Genomic DNA, 18,479 nt, shown 5'->3' with positions numbered 1-18,479 from the left:
TAGCGCGTTTTGAGTACGTTTGATCAAATATTTGATTTGGCATTAAGAAAGTTTAACTCGCTAGAGGCGCTTGAGTCTTTAATGCCAACAGTGCTAGATGCTGCTCAGCTGAAAGCTAAGAGTAATGCCTTTTACCTATCCGCTATGACCCGAAGAATATTTCAAGCGGGCATGACTCACTCAGTCATTAATTCAAAGTGGGCGCATTTTGAAAAAGTCTTTTGGGGGTTTGATCCAAATAAGTTGGTACTGATTGATGATGCTTTTATGGAGCGAGCGATGCAAGATAAAGGGCTGATTCGTCATTGGGGAAAGCTACAAACGATCCCGATCAATGCGCTTGAAATGAAAGATATAACGGCAGAAGGTGTTGATTTTGGGCAATTGCTTGCAGAGTGGGATCAAGATATCACCCAATTATGGACGTATATCGCCAAACGTTTCAAACGAATGGGCGGACAGTCTACGCCTGCCTTTCTTAGAATGGTGGGCAAGGATACTTTTGTGCTAACCGATGATGTGGTCCACATGCTTATGAGGCTGAATGTTATTGATAGCAAGCCAACTTCAAAGGCCGATATTTTGAAGGTTAGCCGATTTTTTAACGAGCTAAAAGACACATCAGGAAAGCCTCTTTCTTATATCAGTAAACTTATGGCGCTGTCTTTGAATTAGAGTGGGGCATCAATAAAGTCTGAGACTATACTCTCGATAGATCAGCCCCCCAAAATGTCATTACTTAGATGATGGTTTAGAGTATACAAACTCTGGACCTTTTGACGTACAAAGCCCCTCGCCAGCTTTTAGGTAATGCTCATCTACAGGTGGATACATTACGATAGCGTAAGAGGATTGCAAGGCAGAGTCTTCATAAACGTTTCGCAAACATCGGTCTATTTCTCCTTCTGTAGGGCATCTTGATTCTGAGTAAGTCATCGTGTGATTTTCCATTTCACCTTGAATCTCGCACGCTAATCTTCGCTCATCTTTATCAGGAATAATATTGTAATAGACAGATTCCGTGCACATATTGCTGACACCCCAGCTACCTCCATTTGTACTTTGAAAGCAACTTGTTATTAAAGGTGTCTCATCCGAATCGGTATCAATAACGTCGGAAGGATCCATTGTGCTGGCTTCATCGATCAATTTACTTTCTTCTATAGCGTCTAGAGTGTCTTCTGGCGTGTATTCGTCACTGCTCTCGGAACAGCCCATAATGAACATGGATAATGATAAAATGAGGGTGCTATTTTTAACGGTTGTATTCATCTATGACTTCCTTATCAGCACATAGTAGGAAAATTAAAAAACTAATCAGGATATATAAGAAAAAAGTGACTAATAGTCAGTATGGGCTCGTTAACCCCACTACTTAACGGAGCAAAAGAAGGTGTTCTAATGGCTGCTGTTAACTTAAGTTTAAAAGACCGCAGTACCTATTTCTTAAAATCCCTTTTAAAGAACCTGAATGATACAAGAATTCTCTTAATTGCCATAATTTATTTAGCGGTTAAAAGATACGCGTATAAGGCCTTGCCTGCGTGAAATTTTATAATGAGAGGGCGTTGAGCGAATTCTGAAATTATTGAACGTTTTGAAACTACTGGCTTCCGACTGTTAAGTCATCCACTGTGCTGTTAGTATCAAACATAGCCCCTTTTTTCTCTTTTTATATATACTGTGTTTTAAAATACAACTTAAAATGGTGAACGATTTGTTAAGCGTTACGCAATCATTTAGGTTTGTTCGTCAGGCTGTCTTAGCCATGATTCTAATCGGTGGCTTGACGTCACCATCTTTTGGCGCATGCGATAAAACACTTAGGTTTGGGTGGGACAACTGGGCACCTTATCATTTCAGAAATGACGCAGGCCAAAATATAGGTGTTCTGGTCAACTCCAGCCGGACACTTTCCTAAAGGAATTCTCAAACTCAATTGGCGACTGATCAGCATTAGCTGAATGTAGTCGATCAACATTATAATATTTCATGTATTTTGTTACGTCTTCTTGCATATGTTCACGCGTTGGTTGCGGCACTTTAAGCAACCAATCATGTTTTAAACTACCGAAAAAACGTTCAACAACAGCGTTATCCCAGCACGCTCCAACATCACCCATGCTCGCACGACAATTTAACCTTTTCAATAAACGCCTAAAGCCATTACTTGTGTATTGAGAGCCGCGATCACTGTGGAATACCACCCCTTTTGGAGGTTTTCGCAAGTGATGTGCTTTTGTTAGTGCTTTCTCCACTAGATTACGCGTCATGCGCTTAGATATATGCCAGCCAACAATACGGCGTGAATATAAATCCATCACAATGGCTAGATAAAGCCAGCCTTCACCTGTCTTTAAGTAACTTACATCGCCAGCCCATACTTGATTTGGCCCAACAGGGTTAAAGTTCATGTTTAGCAGGTTGTCTGCAACACTATCGCTATGTTTTCGTTTTGTTGTGACTTTATAAGCAATACGCTGGGTCACAACTAACTTCAGTTTTTTCATTAATTTAATTACGCGATAACGCGTTACTTTAAAGCCTTCTTTGCGTAATACCTTAACAAGCTCTCGACTACCCAAGCTGTTTCGACTTGCTTGAAACAAAACTTTAGTACGTCGATACAAGCGCAGTGTTTCATCGTTTATTAATTCACCTGGTTTTTTTAACCAAGCATAATAAGCGGATGAACTAACCTGCATTGCTTGGCACGCTATTGATATGGTGTACTTTGTACCAAGCTTACTGATAAATGAATATTTTATTTCATTTCTTTCGCAAAGAAGGCGCTGGCCTTTTTTAATATCTCACGCTCCATTTGTAAGCGCTTATTATCTTTTCTAAGCTGAATCAGTTCTGCTCGTTCATCAACTGACAGCATTTCACCTGAAGCCTGCTTTTTGTGTTTTGCGACCCAGTTATATAAGATTTTGTCAGTGACGCCTAATGATGCGGCAGCCTCTACAACGGTATAATTTTGTTCGAGCACTAAAGCAACTGCTTCTTGTTTAAACTCGTCTGGATAACTTTTATTTGTTCGTTTAGTCATATTCACCTCAATAATAGGATTATATTCCATTATTAAAGTGTCCTGTTAATTCAAACACAACAATAGGTGTGTCCTTTGATGTGATGGATAAAATCACGAAGGCCATTAATTGTCCGTATGAGGCTCACCGATACCCCTGGAAACGGTTGATCTATCTTATGGAAACGGATGGTATTGATGTGTTGTCAGACATACAACCAAATGCTGAGCGAGCAAAAATTGCTTATTTCAGTAAGCCTTACGGTTATCAACATATTGCCTTATTTGTTAGAAAGGGAGAATCAGAAAAATATCCGATTAATTCACTTGAAGAGTTAAACCAATATAAATTCTTATTAGGTGTAAGGGATAGCGTCGACTATGGCCCAGAATTTAAACGAATGCTAGATAACCCTAATTTTAACACTAGGCTCGATTGGCTAGCTGGACCTACCAACCCCAAAAAACTCGCAGGAAAAAGAATCGACGGTCTGCTTATGGACCCTCTGGCCGCGCCGCATGTATTCCGAGAGCAAGGTGTCTACGACAAGCTTGAGAGGCACCCTATGCCTTTCCTAAAAGCGGGTCAGCTTACGCTGATGCTAAACAAAAACAATGTTAGTCCGCGGGTTGTCAAAAAAATTAATGAGGCAATTGATGACCTGAAAATTAGTCAACAATATCTCCCTATGTTACTAAAATATGAAGATGTTATGAGCACCAGTAAATAATTAGTTAATAGGGCGGACACGCAGGTCCTCCCCTACAAAGGTTGGATTATATATATTCCCCCTAACGTAGTGGCAGGCCTATGTGTTTGCCCTGATTTTGACCTAAGTACACACTTTACGTTCTTAGCCTTTGTTTCTGTAAACCGTATTGTCTAAAAAAAACACACACATTCATCAGTATGGCAATGCCTTAATATATTTATATTGTGTACGATCTAATTGCTCAAAATATAAATATATGCAATAGTGCTTTTTCGTTTTTAGACTAACTTTCTGGAGAGTTTCAAATGAGTGATACTATTTATGAAATCCCGCTTAAAAAAATAAACGGCGAAGAAGCAAATTTAGAGCAATATAAAGGTAAGGTGCTTCTTATTGTGAATACCGCTAGTAAGTGTGGGTTTACGCCTCAGTTTGAAGGACTCGAAAAACTCTACAAGCGTTATGTCGATAAAGGGTTGGTGATTTTAGGTTTTCCTTCTAATCAGTTTTTGCATCAAGACCCTGGTTCTAACGATGAGATTAGTGAGTTTTGCTCGTTAAACTACGGTGTGACGTTCCCTATGTTTGGTAAAATCGATGTGAATGGACCTGATACTCATCCGCTGTATGCTACATTAAAAAAGTCTGCCAAAGGCTTGCTAGGTTCTGAAAAGGTAAAGTGGAATTTCACTAAGTTTTTGGTTAATAAAGAAGGGCAAGTAGTTAAGCGTTTTCCGCCTACGACTGAACCATCAAAGTTAGCGCCTATTATTGAAGAATTGTTAGCGAGCTGAGTTGCTTAAAGCATATTTTAATCCTGGTATCTCTGAGTAGACGGTTTATGAATGATCCTATAGGTTCTAAAGAGAGTGACGCTCTCAAACTTGAAAATCAGCTGTGCTTTTTACTCTATACAGCATCAAGAAAAATGACGTCTGCTTATCGGCCATTATTAACTGAGCTGAATTTAACATACCCACAATATTTGGTAATGCTAGTGTTGTGGGAATATTTTGATGATGTAGCAACGATTCGTTCGAAGCAGGGGCTCAAAGTAGGCGTTATTTCAGAAAAGATTCAATTAGATAATGGTACATTAACCCCGCTACTAAAAAGGCTAGAAACGCAAGGCTTAGTCACGAGAGCAAGAGATTTAGAGGACGAGCGAGTGGTAAGAATTGGTTTAACACAAGCGGGAATTCAGTTAAAAAAGCGTGCAGGTAAAATACCCGAAACAATGTTGTGTAATAGTGGTTTAAATGCCGACCAATTTGCTGAAATTTATGCAGAATTAAAAGTGGTACTTAAGAAAATACCGGGAATGGTGGGGTAGCAACCATCATGCATCCGGTGGGGGTGGCCGTCAATACTGTGCAACCCATTGGCATGTGAGGAGAGGTCTGTTGGCTAGAGGTTAATCGCGTAAGCTAATCAAATTATTTTTTGCATAAAAAATGAGCTAGTGAAGTAGGGGGATATCAACTATATAACTAAGGGTAAGAGTTTAGAGTTTGCAAGAAAGCGACCTGTTAAATGGTGAAAGCAATGATTGATGTACAGCTCTATCGATACAACCCTGAATGTGATGATGTTCCTTATATGCAATCGGTAACGCTCCCTGAAGCGTTTCGTGGGCGCATGGTTTTGGACGCCTTAGAATACCTACGTAAATTAGATCCAACGTTGGCATACCGGCGTTCCTGCAGGGAAGGGGTTTGCGGTTCTGATGGCATGAATATTAACGGCAAAAACTGGCTAGCCTGCATAAAACCCGTTGCGGAAGCTATTGTGAAATCCAGTCTACTGGTTATAAGGCCTTTGCCGGGCATGCCTGTCATTCGTGATCTGGTGGTAGATCAGACCCTCTTCTTCGAGCAATATAAAAAAGTCCAACCCTGGCTTATCACTCATGACCAAAATCCACCTATAGAAAGACTACAGTCACCGGAGGACCGCGCTAAACTCGATGGTCTGTATGAGTGCATACTTTGTGGTTGTTGTACTTCACAGTGTCCGTCTTGGTGGTGGAACCCACAACAGTATTTGGGGCCAGCTGCATTATTGCAATCATTACGGTTTATTCTTGATAGCCGAGACCAAGCGCGTATTGAACGCCTAAGTAATCTGCAAGATCCATTTAGTGTGTTTCGCTGCCGAAGTATTGGTAATTGTTCTTGGGTGTGCCCAAAGGGCCTTAATCCCATGGGGGCAATCGGAATGCTAAGGCGCGAATTGATGCGTGACGCTATATAATAAATATCAAACTGTCACTTTTCAGAAGTCTGACCTAGTCTATAGCTTATTACTTAATATATCAGACCTAGCGTTTCTGAAGTTTAACCATGAAGCTCAGTGGTTTTTAAGTTTCTAGTTTCATGTTCACTTATAAAAAAGAGATACGATAATGGATGAGCCAGTCAGAGTTTCAAATACACCTTATGCAACCGAAGTGGAGGCAGGTAAAACCTATTTTTGGTGCGCATGTGGTAAAAGTGCTAAACAGCCTTTCTGTGATGGTTCACATCGAGCCTCTTCATTTACGCCTGTGAAATATGAAGCTAGCGAGTCTAAAAAGGTATTTTTCTGTGGTTGTAAGCATACAAAATCACAACCCTTGTGCGATGGCAGCCATAAAAGTAAATAACCAATAAATATCAGGCTAATGGGTGATTTAAATGACGTATATAGATGGTTTTGTCGCTGCAGTGCCTACTGTCAGCAAAGATAAATATATCGAACATGCTAAGTTGTCTTCTGTTGTTTTTAAGGGGTATGGTGCTTTAAAAATTATAGAGGCATGGGGGGATAACGTGCCTGACGGAGACGTAACTTCGTTTCCTATGGCGGTTAAATGCGCGAAAGATGAAACGGTCGTATTTTCAACGGTTGTTTGGCCGTCTAAAGAGGTTCGTGATGCAGGGTGGGCGGCTATTATGGAAGATCCAAGAATGCACCCAGATCAGAATCCGATGCCTTTTGACGGTAAGCGTTTAATATATGGTGGTTTCGACGTAATTTTAGAAGAATAAGTGTTAGTCGATTTATTTTTTTAAAATTCGGACTCATTACAAAGGATAAAATAATGATAATTACTCACGTATTATTCGTTGCTCTTGTTTCTTTATTAGGTGCGTCTCAGGTTTATGCAGATTCATCTCCATCAAGTGATGCTAAAGGTATGTCTGGTGCAAAGGGTACGTTTAGTTTTAAGCCCACTGATCATACACCTGGTATCGTCACATGGTGGAAAGATACTGACGGTGTTAGCCCTGGTGTGGCAGGCTGTCATGTTGGAACGAACGAGCAAGGTGTGCCGAACGGAAGAATGTTTGGAGAAGCTTGCCTTGATGATGGTATGTTGGTTGAGTCGAACCCTGGAAAAGGCGTTATTCACCGTCATAAAAGTGACATAGGGCATCCTGATAAGTTTGATTGTAATGCTTGGTGTGTTGGAGAAGGTATGACGGAAGGCGTGTGCAAGGTAGCAAGCGCACCTCCTTGCGAGCAATCTGCAGTCTGCGCTTGTGAGTAGTTTGTGCTTGCAGAATGCTTACGGGCGTCCATATATTTTACACTTTGTATCCGATTTATTGTTTTAAAGTTTTTAAGGTACTGTTATTAAGTCTTTTTTAATTAAGTGGTCTACTCTATGCTTGTTTAATGTAAGAATGTAAAATAAACAAACTAAGAAATGGATTTAAATAATATGAAATTAAGAAGTATTCTTATTGGTGGTATCTTAAGTGTAGTGTCAACGGCTACTTTAGCAGCGCCTATCTCAATCGACTCTTATGATATTCAGAATGCGAATGTAAGTGGCTATGGAAACTGGAGTCACTCATACGACGGAATTATTTCACCTCTTGCAGGAAGTGTTGCTAATTACAGTGACGGTTCTGGTACTTTGAATGATGGCGTAATTGGATCAAATAAAGACAATACTCAATTATTTTCTACTGGCGATAATGCTTCAATAGATTTATTTTTAGGTACGAGTTCTACGCTTTCTTCGCTTTCGTTGTTTAGCTTTAATGGTTCTTCAAATGGTATTCCTGGAAACATCACAGGCCTTAATGTCACTATTAACGGCATTACTGAGTATTTTTTAACCTCTGGTTTTGGTACTTCAATCAATCGCCACTCAAACCCTCATGAGTATATTGATTTGTCTGGATCAGCGTTGTCTGGCTTAACTGCAGATGTGGTTACGCTGTCTGGTTTTACTACTGTAAACCCATTTGCTGAGTATTATTCAATTTCTGAAATTCAGATTGAAGGGATGGCTTCACAGGTTCCAGAGCCTGGTAGTTTGGCATTGTTGCTTGCTGGTGTAGCGGGTATTAGTGCTTCTCGTAAATTGAAAAAAGCTTAAGTTTCTATAAATAAGCTCAATAGAGACACCAATAAGTATGTTGGTGTCTCGACTCTTTTAGTTCTAAACTTCAATCGATTTAAGTATAGTGGTCTTTAGCTTTTAAACACTATGATTAGATCACCCTTATGCAGCCTCAGGCAGACCCGTTTATAGTTCCTATTTGTAAAGAATCGATTGAAATCCTCTTCGAGGATGAACATCTTCTGCTTATTAATAAGCCCACAGGTTTGTTAAGCCTTTCGGGAAAGCATCCCGCTAATATTGATTCAGTTCATTATCGTTTAGTTAAAGATTACCCTACAGCTACGATGGTTCATCGGTTAGATTTTGGCACCTCTGGCTTGCTAATTATTGCCTTAAATAAAGTCGCTAATGCCCATTTAACAAAACAGTTTCAGGCTCGTACCGTAATAAAATCTTATACAGCGGTGTTACATGGGCATGTTAAAGATGATGTGGGTTCGATTGATATACCGATGATAAAAGATAAAGAAAACTTCCCCCTTCAAAAGGTATGTTATGTTACGGGGAAATCGGCACAAAGTGATTATCACGTTATTGAAAGGTCAGCTCGTCCGCAAACGACAAGCGTTATATTTAAGCCTATAACAGGGCGAACACATCAATTGCGCGTTCATAGCAGAGAGTTGGGGCACCCTATACTGGGGTGCGACTTATATGCGACAGATGAAGCTTTCTTTATGGCGGATCGGCTAATGTTACATGCCACCCATATTGAATTTGATCATCCAGTATCAGGGGAAAGGGTTAATGCTTGTTGCCCGAGTCCTTTTTAGTTTTTATATCATCTTATTTTATGGAGTGACAAGTGGAGTCAAAGAAAAGTAGCGTTGCTAAAGGGCATGATTTCTCAAAGAAAAATAAAGTATCCGTTTGGGTATCGCAGCACCCTTATGCAGATATTCCTGATGAGTATTTTGAAGAAACATTTAGCAAGAAGAACACCCGCGCAACCAATACGTGGTCAGATAACTATAATCTGGCTTATTTTGTTGTTGAAAACATGGAAACCAATGGGGCTGAAACCGGTACAATCCAAGTGAAAAACGCCGCTGGGCATTGCTCATTTTCAACTTCGTATATCGAAACGCTGATGAGTAAAGCCAAAAAGAAAAAAATTGACGATATTACTTGGATCATTTTATTGTTTGATTGTGAGTTTAGCCCTAAATTATCGGGTGTTGAAAAAGATCAATACACTACGTTTTTGGGTGCCTTTAATTATGATGTCGAAGCGGATAATCTATATGAGGTTGACTAGTGTTTGTTCGTTAAACACTTAAAATAGACCCCAATATTTATCATGTAGGTATTAGATGAGTTTAAAAGCATATGAATTAGGGCCTTTGATTGTATTTGCCCCTAATGGTGTGACCGCGAAATCATTCGCGGCACCTCAAATTCGTCCTAGCAGTGAGTGGGCCAAATCTGTATCTGAGTGGGTGGCGTTGATGGCGACTCGACGTAATGACTTGGATCACCTGTTAGATCCCACAAAACAAGACCCTTATATCCACGAGCAATAAATATAGCCGCTCTCCTTGTTGATGGTTCAAAGGCATCGTGTAAATCCCCCCTTTTGCATAATAAGAAGGATTCTGTATGTTGAATTTCTACCCAGGTAACCGAATGGAAGACCTGGTGACATTGTTAAGTCGATTATTAGAAATCCCTTCTGATGACCCTTTGTCTGAAGATACTGTTGTTGTGCAAAACCAGGGTATGCATCACTGGCTATCGCTTGAGTTAGCCAGCCGTAGAGGGGTCGTAATGAATACCCGTTATCCGCTACCGGGTAACTTTTTCTGGGGATTAATTAATACCATTTTAGCGGACGAATCCTTACCTGATAAAACACCCTATAGCCGTGAAATCCTTATTTGGGCTATTTATGAGTCACTAGGGGCTGATTCGTTTTTTAATGATCCTAGCTGTGCTGAGGCTAATCATTACTGGTTTGATGCAGCGAATCAGAAAGAGGACGCGTTAAAGCGCTTTCAGTTATCAAGAGAGTTAGCTGACCTTTTTGAACAATATTTAATTTATCGACCTGAGTGGATATCATTGTGGGCGTCGGACGGTGGGCGTGCGGCTAGTGAGGCTAATGCAAGTGACCTTATAGCTCATCACTGGCAAGGCACGCTATGGACACATTTACATAAGCGCCTAGGGGATCCTCCGTTATCTTTAATAGAAAAAGCCATCGCAAAATTAGCAACAAGTTCTCAGCCATTACCAAAACGTATATTTATTTTTGGCATTAACGCGTTGCCTCCGGTATGGATGGACTTTATTAAGGTTATTGCATCCTATACGGATGTTCATTTTTTTATGCTTAATCCCTCTGATGAATATTGGGGTGATATAAGAAGTGAAAAAACGCTCATTCGCGAGCGTGCCAAGTGGCTTGAAAAAGGGCAGCCTTTATCTGCGATTTTCGATGAAATCGGTAATCCCTTACTGGCGAATCTTGGTCAACAAGGTCAAGAATGTTTAAAGCTGTTATGCGATCGTACAGATACAGAAATACCACTATTTTATAGCGCAGGTCGCGATACGTTATTACAACGTGTGCAGGATGACATTCTTACTTTGTCTGATAAGCGCACTAAACAGCCAGATAGCGCCAGTGAGCAACCTGAAGAAGGCGACTCAAGTATCGTCGTCGCCTCTGCACATAGCGCACTACGAGAAATACAGGTGCTACATGATTGGCTGTTGATGCAGTTTAAGCACGACAGCACGCTGACCCCTAAAGATGTGCTGGTGATGAGTCCTCAAGTAGAAAACTATGCACCCTATATCGACTCAGTATTTAAACGAGGGCGATCATTTGATACTGAAGTCGATCCACAGCTGCCATGCTCAATTGCTGATCGAACGCTTAATGATTTAGAACCAGTTATTCAGGCATTTATTGAGCTATTAACATTACCGGATAGCCGCTTTCAGGTGAGTCAAATTCTGGGGTATTTACGCATACCTGCGGTACAAAGCCGGTTTGGCTTAGAGCCTTCAGATGTTGAGCTTTATACCCACTGGCTATCTGTTGCGGCTATTCATTGGGGCTTAGACCGAGAGCATAAAGCGGGGTTTACTGGTGTTAAGCGTAGTAATGAACGGTTTACTTGGAAACAAGGATTAGATCGCCTCATTATCGGCTTTGCGCAAGCCGACAGTGAGCAAATCTATGAAGGGGCTGATGGCATTCAGATGCTAACACTGCCTTGGGTTGAGGGGAGCTACGCTGATAAACTCGGAAGGCTATTGGGGTTGATAGAAAATCTCCAATATTATGCAAAGCAACTGACACAAGAGCGAACGCCTGCTGATTGGCAACACTTTTTGATCCGTTTGATAGAAAGCACGTTTGAAGAGGCAGGCGAAGATGCCAGCGGTTATCAAATTATTATTAAAGCGATTAATACCCTGGTAGAAAATGCGGTTGCAGCCAACTTTAGTGGAAAATTATCGTTACCAGTCGTCTCTGCTTACTTAAACAACTGCTTTAGTCAGCCGCAACAAGGTCAAAGCTTTATGACCGGGCAAATTACTTTTTGCTCTATGATTCCGATGCGAAGCGTACCGTTTAAAATTATTGCCATTTTAGGCTTAAACGATGGTGACTTCCCTCGTCAACGACAACCCATGGGGTTTGACTTACTTGCTGAATCACCGCCACGTTTAGGTGATAGGTCGCGTAGGGGGGATGATCGTTATCTTTTTCTTGAGGCGCTAATATCTGCACGCGATAAGCTCTACTTAAGTTATCAGGGCAGTGATATTAAAAATAACCAAGAACGACAACCATCACTCTTAGTTAAAGAGCTTATAGATTACCTAGACGCGGGTTACGGTTGGAATTCCAATAAGCAAATACAGCGTCATCCGCTTCAACCTTTTAGTCATAAAAACTATCAGTCGCCATTCTTTGGCTTTAACGGCAGTTGGCTATCGCTAGGGGATGGGCGTGAGCCCCGTGATAATTTAACGCCCATACCTTATAAGTCACAACCTGCTGAAGCAGCTAATGCAAAGCAGGTTGAAGGTGACGTATCAACAGACGATGACGCGTTGATAGCGATTGATGTAGAGCGACTGGTTTCATTTTTTGATAACCCGTCACGGGCGATGGGGATAGAGCGATTGAAACTCTATCTCAATGCCGCAGTCGCTGAAATGCCTGAGGACGCAGAGCCATTTACAACTAACTTTTTAGATCGCTATATTATCCAGTCGGAGCTTATTGATAGCAGTATTGATGGAGACGATTTAGATCAGCGAATTCACCACGAGTTGCTTAGGGGGAATCTGCCTGATACACCCCGTACGGCGTTAGAATTGGCTGAATGGAAAGCGCAGGCAGAGGTTTTCTCAGCAGCACTAAAAAACATGATAGACCAACCGATGGAGCGAATAAGTATATCGGTGGTGATTGGAGACTACCAAATTTCTGGCACTTGTTGGTTAAGCGGTTCAACCGTTATATTCTGGCGGCCTGCTGACCCTAAAGGTAAAGATTTAGTGCGGATGCGGTTGTTTCATCTTTTAGTCTCGCTGGCTTCTCAGCGGGGAGATTTTCCATTGATAGAATCCACTAAAGGTTTATACCGTGATCAAAAAAATGAAGGTTACCAAATACTTGAATTTGGCTTGATTGAAGACCCCCAAGCAGAGCTTGAAAAATGGCTGGCAGAGCGAGAAGAGGGGCTTATTTCCCCTCGATTGATCAATGCAGAATTGGCAAGAAAAATTTTTGAAAAGCGACGGGCAGGCAAAGTATTCGCGGCTTCTGACTTTGATGGTATTTGGTGCGATAGCTTTAATCAACGAGGGCTTTCGTACGATGCCTACATACAATGGTTTTGGCAGCAAAAACCTGAATGGCCTGGTATATGGGAGCAAGCAATCGTTGACCTTTATAGTCCCTTGTTTGATTCATTACAGGAGCATCAACCGTGAGCCAAGATTCTGTCTTAACGCTAGATGCGCATAAAATCCCCCTTGAAGGTATTCACCTGATTGAAGCCAGTGCGGGAACAGGTAAAACATTTAATATCACGCGCATTTATCTCAGGTTACTCTTAGAGCGTAAATTAAAGGTACAAAACCTATTGGTGGTCACGTTTACCAAGGCAGCGACTGAGGAATTGAAAGGGCGAATTGATTCTGAACTCAGAGATACCTTGGCCAAGTGGGGGAAGCGAGATTCAGCAGATGAGTTTTATCAAAGCCTTGAGTCTATTGTTTCTCATGAAGAGGCCAATATCATTTTACGAACGGCCATTGGTGATCTTGATGAAGCCTCTATTTTTACCATTCATGGGTTTTGCAAGCGGGTATTATCTCAGAATGCCTTTGAAAGTGGATTGCCGTTTGACCTTGAAATGGAAGTGGATAGTAACGCGTTAAAACTTGAAGCGGTTAGGGATTGGTTCCGGCGATTAGATGAAACCCCTGAAGATTATTTAGATGTTACTCGATATTACTCAACACCAGAGGCGTTCACTGATACATTTCGGTCGTTGCTGGGTAAAGAGCTTTCGATTGAAGGGAGTAACCCTGAAAAGGTAAAGCAGACTTTTCTTACTAAAAAAGCGGACGCTTGTCGGCTTATCGAACAACATTCAGGCGTCATATTTGCTGAATTGATTGATAGTCACAAAGATAAAGTGAAAAGACAAGACGAGTATAGCGAGCTAATGGCTTGGCTGACGTCGACTGAGTTAGACCCAATGCCAAAATCTGCCGGGTCGGTGTTTGATGGTAAACGCTTTTCGAGAAAACCCGATGAGGTTAAAACTGAGTTAAATGCGCTTTTTGGTCCCTTAAAAGATCTAAAGCAACAAGCCGTAAAAATTGCTGACGAAATAGGGCGTGCTCGGGCCGATGCAATCGTGACCGAAGCACTAAATGCCATTACCTTGAATATCATAGAGCGAAAAAAACGTTCTGCGTTAATGGATTTTGATGATCTCGTAACCTCTCTTCTACACGCGTTAACTGGCGAAGTTGGTGACGCATTAGCCCATCACTTGGTGAATCAATATCCCGTGGCTTTAGTGGATGAGTTTCAAGATACAGACCCCAGTCAATACGCAATCTTTAATAATATTTATAACCGAGCAGGCCTTACATCCATTACACCGAGTGCGTTATATATGATTGGCGATCCAAAACAAGCCATATATGGGTTTAGAGGCGGGGATGTATTTGCGTACCTTACCGCCCGCGATCATGCTGATAGTCAATGGTATATGGATACTAATTGGCGCTCTTCATCTCGTGTAATAGAAGGCTATAACCGTCTATTTTATGGGCAGGCCATTCCCTCAGGAGATGATCAAGCGAGCGTTGAGCAAACCACGCATGTGTTTAATTACGGTATAGGCTATATACCGGTTAAATCTTCTACTAAGGCTGATGAAAGTAATTTATCAACAGTATTTGGTAAACCGCTGAAGTATATCTATTTTCCTGAAGATAAAAACTACGGAAAGGGGGCTAATAATCAACAATTTAGGGCGGTTATAGCCGATTGGTGTGCAAGTGAAATTAAGCAGTTATTAACCACTAAAAAGACCGCCTCCGGTGAGGTAATTGAAGAGCGAGATATCTCAGTTCTGGTTCGAGATCGTATCGAGGCAGAAGAGATCCAAGCGGCACTTTCTAACCATGGCTGTTCATCGGTTTATCTAAGTAATCGTGAAAATGTATTCTTGAGTAGTGAGGCATCAGAACTACTCTCGGTGCTTATGGGAATGCTATTAGCAGAAGATGATCGAATGTTGATTGCTGCGCTCTCTACTCGACTCTGTGGATTTGATAGTCAGCAACTTTATAAACTTCAAGAAGATGAATTATTCTGGGAATATCATCGAACCCGGTTTGTCGATTCAAGAGCTAGTTGGGTGCGGAAGGGGTTGATGGCAACCCTGTTTAAACTGATACATCACAGCTTCAAACCCGAGTTGCAACGACACGAGCGGGCGCTAACCAACACATTGCATTTATTAGAGCTATTACAGACGGCGAGTCAAAAACACCGCCAGCCTTGGGAGTTAGTCAGTTGGCTAAGGGATAAAATTGAAAACCCAGCAAGCGATAGCGCATCTGAGTTGAGGCTTGAAAGTGACGATAATCTAATTCAAATTGTCACCCTGCATGGTTCAAAAGGGTTGGAATACCCCGTGGTGTTTATACCTTTTGCCACTCGATCAAAAGGCGGTAGTAATAAACCGGCCTATTACACCTACCATGATGAAACAACTAAAGCGCCTAAGGTGTTTGTAGGGGCTGACTCTGACATTCAGCAAATAGCCGAGAGGGAGCGAGCAGCCGAAGATGTCCGACTGCTGTATGTTGCTGTAACCAGAGCAAAATACGCATGCTACTTAGGGGCTACGCCATTCTCAGATTACCAGCGTTCACCGCTCGGCTTAATGCTTGGGCTTAATAAAGACGATGACCTTTTAGGCGCGATTATGGCTACAGTGAATGACACGCCTTTAAGTGCAGAAGTGGTCGATGTAACCGAAACATTAGACGATGATAGTGAACGTATTGACACAACAACGGCGCTTTATGATGACGCGTTAGTTAACGCAAAACGTGAAGATCAGCAACCCGTCACCGTTCAACGAATGACGCGAAATATTGAAGATGATTGGTGGATAAGTTCGTTTTCAGCTATTACGCGTAACCTTAAGCATGGCGTGATGGCAGAACCTGATCGGGATAATACCGAACGTTCAGATGTGGTCGAGGTAAAACAAAAGCTCGATTTAAGGTTTACCCTAAAAAAAGGCGCTGCGGCAGGTAACCTGCTTCACGATACCTTAGAGGTGGTCGACTTTCAGAAACCTTTATGGACTGACGCGCTCAAAAAACCACTGATTCGTTTTGGTAAACTTGAAGATGACCAGATAAATGCGTTGATTAACTGGCTTGACGAATGCCTTGCTGCCGAATTATCAGACGGTCTATCGCTGAGTGAATTAGCACTGAATAAAACCCTACGAGAAGTTGAGTTTTACTTTCCTATCCATGCCACTACCCGGAAAGCGCTGAGTGGTGTATTACAGCATCATCGACAGACTAAAACGTTTCCTCAGTTACCTGAAGGTGTGCAGTTAAAAGGCATGATGCATGGGTTTATCGACCTCGTATTCGAATGGCGGGGTAAATATTATATAGCTGATTACAAGTCGACGTATTTGGGGGATGAGTATGGTTGCTACGATCACGAACATCTATCTCAAAACATTCAAGATAACTTCTACGATCTTCAATATCTGATCTATTGTTTAGCCCTTCATCGATACCTAAAACAAAGAATTGAAGATTACACACCCGAAACTCATTTTGGTGGTGTTTATTATCTCTATCTAAGAGGTATGGGGGTTAACGGACAAGCAGGCGTCTATTTCTCAAGTATAGAGACAGAACTACTAAACAGACTGGATGAGCTATTTGGAGATAATAATGCATAACCGTTATGGCGATTTTATTTCTACTTATTCAGGTGTTAAAGAAATTGATTACTTCTTAGCGAAATCTCTCGCCGATGTGATGAACAGGGCAGACGATGAGTTATTGTTCTTTTCAGTACTAGCGTGTAGTCAGGCACTGAGAGAGGGCCATAGTTGTTTACAGCTAGCCGAGTGGGCTGAAACAACGCAGTGGGAGCAGGTAACAGAAGATGATATTCGCACTGGCGGTTATCAGTTCCCATCTGTGGTCGACTGGGAGCAACACCTCAGTTTGTTATCGATTGCGCCTGCGTCGACCCACCCAATCGTATATGAATGTGGGCGACTTTATTTGCGTCGATATTGGCACTTTGAAGATGAAGTGGTTAATGCCATTAAAAAATATAGCCATGAAGTATCGTTTGATCATTCACGCGCAAGCCATGCCTTGGCTCAGTTATTTGGCCATGACAGCAGTTCGACTCACTCAGCGGATATTGATTGGCAAAAAGTAAGTGTTGCTAACGCACTCGGTAAACAGTTTTGTATTGTGACAGGTGGCCCGGGAACGGGAAAAACCACGACGGTGACGAAGTTGTTGGTGGCGCTATGCGAAGTTTTTGATGAACCGTTTATCATTAAAATGGTGGCCCCAACAGGTAAGGCCGCTCAGCGTTTAACCGAGTCTATTGGTAACGCAAAAGCCCAACTACAACGCCAGCATGAGTTTTCAGAACAGGTATGGTCGTCAGTGCCAGATGAAGCGATGACCATACACCGTTTATTAGGGGTTATACCTCGTCATCACCAGTTTAGATTTAACGAATCAAACCGATTAAGCCTCGATATTCTGCTCGTGGATGAAGCCTCAATGGTTGATTTACCTTTGATGGCGCGTTTATTTCGAGCATTGCCAGAGCATGCAAGGGTAATTTTATTAGGAGATTCAAACCAACTACCTTCAGTCGCGGCAGGCAGCGTCTTAGCAGATATCGCACCTGATCCACACCCAGGTTATAGCAAGTCTAATGCGGCGCTGTTGAACGCCCTAACGGGTTACTCTATACCTGTCACGACACAAACTTCAGTGGATCATCTGACTAAACTGACTAAAAGTTATCGGTTTAAAGATGATGGCGGAATAGGGCAGCTTGCAAAAACCATTATCACTGGTGACATAAAGGCCAGTTGGACACTGCTGAATGAAGTGAGTGATGAGCTCTCGTTGACGCCGCAAGGTGATTTTAATGGTTGGCTAAAGCAGCTGGCTGAGTCGTATTACTTCCCTGTTAGTCAACCGAAAGACGTAAACGTGGCCCTTCAGCAATTCTCGGGCTTTCGTTTTTTGGCCGCAACACGGGGCGGTGAGCGTGGAGTAGACGCTATTAATATAGCGATAGATCGTGCTATCAAACGACACCTCAGTGTACCTATCCATACGCTTTATTATCATGGTTGTCCTATCATGATAAATGAAAATAGCTATGAAACGGGCTTATTCAACGGTGATATTGGTATTATCTGGCGACACGAAGATCGGCTTCAAGCGGCTTTTCCTGTGGGAGATGGTGAGGTTCGTTGGTTAAGTTTAAGTCGACTGCCTTCTTTCGAATTGGTTTACGCAATGACGATACACAAGACGCAAGGCTCTGAATTTAACCGCATTGCAATCGTATTGCCAGAGTATCATTCACCGATTCTCAGTCGAGAGCTTATTTATACCGGCGTCACTCGTGCAAAAAACGGGTTAGAAATTAACTGTACCAAGCATGTTTGGAGTAAAAGTATTAAAAAACGGGTTAGCCGAAACTCAGGTTTATTCGACAAGCTCTACCGCGATAAACCACAGATTGATTTGTTTTGATTTT

The 18,479-nt window shown here is 41.9% G+C and carries 17 protein-coding genes; 15 read left to right on the top strand and 2 right to left on the bottom strand.

Translation table 11 applies throughout. The features are described from left to right. The first annotated feature begins 9 nt into the window (after positions 1-9). A complete protein-coding gene (locus tag NKI27_RS11115) occupies positions 10-675 on the top strand; it encodes a DNA-3-methyladenine glycosylase I (RefSeq protein WP_265046124.1) in 666 nt (221 codons plus the stop codon). Between the two features lie 60 nt (positions 676-735). Here NKI27_RS11115 and NKI27_RS11110 read toward each other — a convergent pair whose 3' ends face one another. Together NKI27_RS11110 and NKI27_RS11105 are read right to left on the bottom strand one after the other, a co-directional pair. Continuing rightward, positions 736-1,272, bottom strand: coding sequence for a hypothetical protein (locus tag NKI27_RS11110; RefSeq protein ID WP_265046123.1), 537 nt, complete (start codon positions 1,270-1,272; stop codon positions 736-738). A gap of 623 nt (positions 1,273-1,895) precedes the next feature. Continuing rightward, a protein-coding gene (locus NKI27_RS11105; protein ID WP_265049475.1) for an IS3 family transposase occupies positions 1,896-3,052 on the bottom strand; the annotation gives its coding sequence in 2 pieces (ribosomal slippage) (positions 1,896-2,806 and positions 2,806-3,052; 1,158 coding nt in all). Positions 3,053-3,075: 23 nt separating this feature from the next. Here NKI27_RS11105 and NKI27_RS11100 point away from each other — a divergent pair. The 14 genes from NKI27_RS11100 to recD all read left to right on the top strand — a co-directional run bounded on the left by NKI27_RS11100 (position 3,076) and on the right by recD (position 18,475). Next, positions 3,076-3,762 (top strand): substrate-binding periplasmic protein, encoded by a 687-nt coding sequence (locus NKI27_RS11100; RefSeq protein ID WP_320109462.1) that lies wholly within the window; start codon positions 3,076-3,078, stop codon positions 3,760-3,762. 287 nt (positions 3,763-4,049) lie between these two features. Continuing rightward, complete coding sequence (locus NKI27_RS11095) at positions 4,050-4,538, top strand: glutathione peroxidase (protein WP_265046122.1); 489 nt, start codon at positions 4,050-4,052, stop codon at positions 4,536-4,538. A 47-nt stretch (positions 4,539-4,585) separates the two neighbouring features. Beyond that, positions 4,586-5,077, top strand: a complete 492-nt coding sequence (locus NKI27_RS11090; protein ID WP_265046121.1) for a MarR family winged helix-turn-helix transcriptional regulator — start codon at positions 4,586-4,588, stop codon at positions 5,075-5,077. Between the two features lie 212 nt (positions 5,078-5,289). Continuing rightward, positions 5,290-5,997: a succinate dehydrogenase iron-sulfur subunit gene (locus NKI27_RS11085; RefSeq protein WP_265046120.1), complete on the top strand. Its 708-nt coding sequence runs from the start codon at positions 5,290-5,292 to the stop codon at positions 5,995-5,997. 151 nt (positions 5,998-6,148) lie between these two features. Then, complete coding sequence (locus NKI27_RS11080) at positions 6,149-6,388, top strand: CDGSH iron-sulfur domain-containing protein (protein ID WP_265046119.1); 240 nt, start codon at positions 6,149-6,151, stop codon at positions 6,386-6,388. 31 nt (positions 6,389-6,419) lie between these two features. After that, positions 6,420-6,773, top strand: a complete 354-nt coding sequence (locus tag NKI27_RS11075) for a DUF1428 domain-containing protein (RefSeq protein ID WP_265046118.1) — start codon at positions 6,420-6,422, stop codon at positions 6,771-6,773. A 53-nt stretch (positions 6,774-6,826) separates the two neighbouring features. Beyond that, on the top strand, positions 6,827-7,276 hold the full coding sequence (locus tag NKI27_RS11070) for a hypothetical protein (protein ID WP_265046117.1): 450 nt from the start codon (positions 6,827-6,829) through the stop codon (positions 7,274-7,276). Positions 7,277-7,450: 174 nt separating this feature from the next. Further along, positions 7,451-8,116, top strand: a complete 666-nt coding sequence (locus NKI27_RS11065; RefSeq protein ID WP_265046116.1) for a PEP-CTERM sorting domain-containing protein — start codon at positions 7,451-7,453, stop codon at positions 8,114-8,116. 128 nt (positions 8,117-8,244) lie between these two features. Then, positions 8,245-8,916 (top strand): pseudouridine synthase, encoded by a 672-nt coding sequence (locus tag NKI27_RS11060; RefSeq protein ID WP_265046115.1) that lies wholly within the window; start codon positions 8,245-8,247, stop codon positions 8,914-8,916. A gap of 32 nt (positions 8,917-8,948) precedes the next feature. After that, entirely contained in the window at positions 8,949-9,401 is a 453-nt protein-coding gene (locus tag NKI27_RS11055) for an immunity 22 family protein (RefSeq protein WP_265046114.1), read from the top strand. A gap of 55 nt (positions 9,402-9,456) precedes the next feature. Beyond that, positions 9,457-9,666, top strand: a complete 210-nt coding sequence (locus tag NKI27_RS11050) for a hypothetical protein (RefSeq protein WP_265046113.1) — start codon at positions 9,457-9,459, stop codon at positions 9,664-9,666. A 76-nt stretch (positions 9,667-9,742) separates the two neighbouring features. Beyond that, positions 9,743-13,102, top strand: a complete 3,360-nt coding sequence (recC, locus tag NKI27_RS11045; RefSeq protein WP_265046112.1) for an exodeoxyribonuclease V subunit gamma — start codon at positions 9,743-9,745, stop codon at positions 13,100-13,102. Next, positions 13,099-16,632, top strand: coding sequence for an exodeoxyribonuclease V subunit beta (recB, locus tag NKI27_RS11040; RefSeq protein ID WP_265046111.1), 3,534 nt, complete (start codon positions 13,099-13,101; stop codon positions 16,630-16,632). Before recC ends, recB begins: the two co-directional genes overlap by 4 nt. Further along, complete coding sequence (gene recD, locus NKI27_RS11035) at positions 16,625-18,475, top strand: exodeoxyribonuclease V subunit alpha (protein WP_265046110.1); 1,851 nt, start codon at positions 16,625-16,627, stop codon at positions 18,473-18,475. The genes recB and recD overlap by 8 nt, the downstream gene beginning before the upstream one ends. The last annotated feature ends 4 nt before the right edge of the window (positions 18,476-18,479 follow it).

Source organism: Alkalimarinus alittae, from assembly GCF_026016465.1.
Classification (GTDB): domain Bacteria; phylum Pseudomonadota; class Gammaproteobacteria; order Pseudomonadales; family Oleiphilaceae; genus Alkalimarinus; species Alkalimarinus alittae.
Note: the sequence above shows the minus strand (reverse complement) of the source record. Positions and strands in the feature narration are given on the sequence as shown.